This window comes from Thermoactinomyces sp. DSM 45892 (genome assembly GCF_900107305.1).
Lineage (GTDB): Bacteria > Bacillota > Bacilli > Thermoactinomycetales > Thermoactinomycetaceae > Baia.
In genome coordinates, this window is sequence record NZ_FNPL01000031.1 from 1 (window position 1) to 4,233 (window position 4,233).

The following is a 4,233-nucleotide window of genomic DNA, read 5'->3' on the forward strand; positions in this document are numbered from 1 at the left end:
AATGACATTGTGGTGCTCCACCATAACGCCTTTCGGATTTCCAGTAGATCCTGAGGTGTAAATGATATAGGCTAGTCGATCTGCGCTTACGTGGGCAGCCGGTAGATCCATACTTTCTTTCTCCAACTCCACTTGATCTCGATCTAAGCAAACCGCTTGAATCTCTTCTGGAAGCCAGCTTGATTCTAATAGACTCTCCTGCGTTACAACTAACTGAATCCCTGCATCCGCTAAAATATACTGCAGTCGTTGCTCTGGATAGGTTGGATCAAGAGGAACATAGGCTCCCCCCGCTTTCAAGATCCCCAAGAGTCCGATCATCATCTCGGGAGAGCGTTCGACACATAATCCAACCAGTGACTCAGGCCCCACTCCGCATTTCTGTAGATAGTGAGCCAATTGATTCGCCTGCTCATTTAACTCTCGATAGGTCAACTGTCTATCTTCGTACACCACAGCGACGGCTTCTGGTGTACGTAAAACCTGCTCTTCAAACCGTTCATGAATCGTGCTCTCATATGAATACTCTACTGGTGTATCGTTCCACTCTTCTAGTAACTGCTTCTGCTCCTCTTCAGGTACATACACAATCTCAGATAATGTCCGCTCTTCATCTTCAGTCATTTGATTCAATATCTGTAATAGATGACCCTCAATCTGTTGAATCGTAGATTGATCAAATGTACTTCGATCGTACATAAGTTTAAATGTCAATTGATTGCTTGGTATAACGACTAGATTAAGCGGGTAGTTCGTTTGCTCTACCCCCTCTGTATTCAAAATTTCTAGTCCGATTTCATCTAATGTAGTACCTGCATTGACAGGGTAATTTTCAAAAACATATAAACTGTGGAATAGTGAATGATCCCTTGGAACCTCACTCCATCCTTGAATATCTACTAATGAAACATATTCATACTGTCGTCGCTCTATCTCTTTGATCTGTAACTCTTGAAGCCAATCCACTACTTTCATATCGTCAGGGATTCGAATTCGAGCTGGCAAGGTATTGATGAATAAACCAACCATTTTTTCTACATCGACTAATTTGGTTGGCCTACCCGAACTTGTTACACCAAACACAATATCTGTGTCGCCACTATACCGACTCAATAGATAGGCCCAAGCACCCTGAACTAATGTGTTTAATGTGATCTGGTTCTTCCTTACTTCGGCTTGTAAGGCTTCTGTTTTTTCTTTGGATAAACAAAAACTCATTTCTCCATAACCAGATTCTGTATCTCGAACTTTTTTATCACTTATCAATTGTGTGGGGGAGGTGATTCCTTTTAACTCTTCTTGCCAAAACTGTGAAGCTTTCTCCTTATCTTGCCGTCCCATCCAATTAATATATCTTTTATAAGGAGGGGGCTCAGGTAAATCCCAAGCCTCTCTCTTCATTATTTTTCTATAAATACTAAACATCTCATTTAGTATTAACGACACACTCCATCCATCTAAAAGAATATGATGATGAGTCCAAACTACCCGATACTCTTCATCTGTTTCTTTAAAGACAGTCACTCTCATCAATGGAGCCTCATCTAATTCGAATCCTCGTTCTCGATCAGATTTCAAAAAGTGTTTTATCTTCTCTTCTCTCTCTGACTTAGATAATAAACTCCAATCATGTTGGCTCAGTGAAAACGGAACATCTTGACAAACCACTTGCAACGGCTCTTCCACATCTTCCCACAAAAATATGGAGCGAAAAACTTCGTGTCGATTCACTATATGCTTCCATGCCTTTTCAAAAGCAGATATATCTAATTTCCCTTTAAGAAGAAAGTTTGCTTGAATAATATACGCTGAAGAGTCTTTATCATCTCTATCCAATAGGGTATGAAAAAGCATTCCCTCTTGAAGAGGAGATAGACCGTAGATATCGATAATATCGCTCATTCTTTATCCCCTTTTCTTTTTTAGTTTGGATAACACTTTACTCAAAGTTTTCTCTGTCAGTTTCTTAGCATCGGCGAAATCAGATGCTATAAATGCTTCTTCGGTAACTGGCTGGTTGATAAATGAATTTAATTGTACACGCATTTTTTCAGCCATATCTTGAATAGTGGATACATCAAATTGCTTATGGCTATACATCCAAGTAATTTGTAGTCTCCCATTCATAACGGATCCAACCACATCAATCAAATGTGGACGTCTAGAATCCAAATCATGATCAAAACCAATCCATTCCTGTTCTCCTGAAAAAAGAGAGGTTTGGGAGCTACCTAGTTGAAATTGACCCAGATAATTAAAACTAATAGACGGCTTATTTCCAGATGAAAGAAGTGATCCCATATCTGAATTCAAGTAACGAAGGATTTGATAATCTACACCCTTGTTAGGTATTTGACGCACCTGTCTTTTCACTAGCTTCAAAGCCTCTATAGGTGTTCCTACACCCCTTAAATCGAAATGAACAGGATATATACTAGTAAACCACCCTATTGTTCTAGATATATCTACACTATCTAAAATTTCTTCACGTCCATGTCCTTCCATATGAACGGAAATGGATGAAAGACCTGTTAATTGAGTAATGGATTGCACTAGAGCTGTGAGTAGGACTTCATCCACTTTAGTTCGATAAGCTACTGGGACATCTTGTAACAGTGCACGTGTCTCTTCTTCCCCAAACGAGATCATATGCTGTTCTGTAGATGCTTCTGTCACTTTTGGTACTGTATAATCTGGTGACAACGTCTCTACTTCAACTTCTGCCTGTTGCTTCCAAAACTCACGAACTGTATCTGGAACACCAGACTCTCCATAAGCATGCAGTTTCCTAGACCATTCCTTAAAAGATGTACTCTTCGATGGTAACTCCACCTTCCGATTCTCTTTGATTTGGTCATAAGCTGTCTGCAAATCTTCTATTAGAATGCGCCAAGAAACTCCATCCACTACTAAGTGGTGAATCCCCCAGAATAGACGACCTGGGAGACCATCTCCCTCATCGAAATACACTACTCTCATGAGCGGCCCATCTTGCAAACATAAGCTGGATTGGGCGGATTTAACCACATTCCTAATTTTTTCGTTTTGTTTCTCTTGCGATAGATTATCTAAATGAACAATATCTAGTGAGACCTGTTCATCCATCCCTTGATTGCTTTGATTCCGTTTGCCATCAGATAAAAGGGTAAATCTCATACGCAAAGCATCGTGATGAATCAAAATAGCTTCAAGAGCTTCTTGTAAATATTGTAGGTTCAACCCTGTCTGTGTTCGAAAAACCATCGATTGATTCCAGTGATTTGGATTTGGATGATTTTGTTCAAAGAACCATTGCTGAATAGGAGTTAATGGAACCTCTCCTGTAATGACTCCTTGCTCTGTAAATACTTTTTTGGCTTCTCCAGCTACCTGTGCCAACTCAGCAATGGTTTGAAACTCAAACATTTGCTTAGGTGTCAATTGCAAACCAGCCTGATTTGCCCGTGAAACAATCTGGATACTGAGAATCGAATCCCCGCCGGTTTCAAAAAAGTTGTCATACACTCCAATTGGTTTTACTCCAAGTACTCCTTCCCATATCGAAGCAAGAATTTGTTCACGCTGACTTCGGGGCGCTACATATCCCTCTCCTCCGCCAGCTTGCTCTTCTGGAATAGGTAAGGCTTTGCGATCAATCTTCCCATTAGAAGTAAGAGGTAGGGTTTCCATCTCGACAAAATGCGATGGAACCATGTAGCTCGGTAATTGAGCCTTGAGATGTTCCCGCCATTCTGGCGTGCTTCCCGCGCCCACCACGTAGGCTACTAATCTCTTATCGCCAGGCTCATCTTCTCTTACCAACACTACGGCCTCTTTGATAGATGGGTACTCTTGCAAAGCCGCTTCAATCTCCCCAAGCTCAATCCGGAAACCGCGGATTTTGACTTGATGATCGATTCGCCCCATAAACTCCAGATTCCCATCTGGAAGATACCTTACAAGGTCCCCTGTCCGATATAAGCGTTCTCCTGCTTTAAATGGATGCGGAACGAAACGTTCTTCTGTCAACTCCGGCCGGTTTAGATATCCACGCGCCAATCCTGCCCCGCCGATATACAGCTCCCCAGCTATCCCAACTGGGACGATCTGCTCATGTCGATCGAATATATATACTTCTAAGTCTGGAATCCGTTTTCCGATCTTACTACCAGAAGCACCTTTCGCATCCTCTAACGTAATCGGATAATAGGTAGTATGGACCGTTGTTTCGGTAATACCGTACATATTAATGAG

At 41.4% G+C, this 4,233-nt stretch carries 1 pseudogene; it reads right to left on the reverse strand.

Annotated elements, in window-relative coordinates:
• Positions 1 to 4,233 (reverse strand): annotated as a pseudogene (locus BLU58_RS17345) (condensation domain-containing protein); the annotation flags it as partial.